This is a genomic window from Nonomuraea sp. MG754425 (assembly GCF_021699195.1).
Taxonomy (GTDB): domain Bacteria; phylum Actinomycetota; class Actinomycetes; order Streptosporangiales; family Streptosporangiaceae; genus Nonomuraea.
This window is the reverse complement of the sequence record NZ_SSXE01000565.1, coordinates 1-313: the sequence shown is the minus strand read 5'-3', so window position 1 is coordinate 313 and position 313 is coordinate 1. Positions and strand designations below refer to the sequence as shown.

Annotated in this window: 1 protein-coding gene; it reads left to right on the top strand. The window is 71.9% G+C overall.

Annotated features, from left to right (window positions below; translation table 11 throughout):
• The coding region (locus FAF44_RS53985; RefSeq protein ID WP_237111228.1) for a hypothetical protein at positions 1-265 on the top strand (265 nt) is incomplete at its 5' end.
• Positions 266-313 lie beyond the last annotated feature (48 nt).

The window sequence follows — 313 nt, the reverse complement described above, 5'->3', positions numbered from 1 at the left end:
TACCGGCACCGCCTCCGGCGAGGCGACCTGCGAAAACGCGCACAGTAGTCACATGCGATCCGAACTCGACACCGGGCAGCCACCGATCGCGCCGCGCCACACCCGGCTCCGCGCCGCCCCGTACGAGACGGGCGGCGAACACGCCTGCGACCTCCCCATGCCCGGAGTCAGCCTCGGCAGGGCCGGCGAACAGATCGAACGCGCCCGCGCGGCCTGGCGCGGCGCGATCGGTGGCTGCCCGGTGTCGAGTTCGGATCGCATGTGACTACTGTGCGCGTTTTCGCAGGTCGCCTCGCCGGAGGCGGTGCCGGTA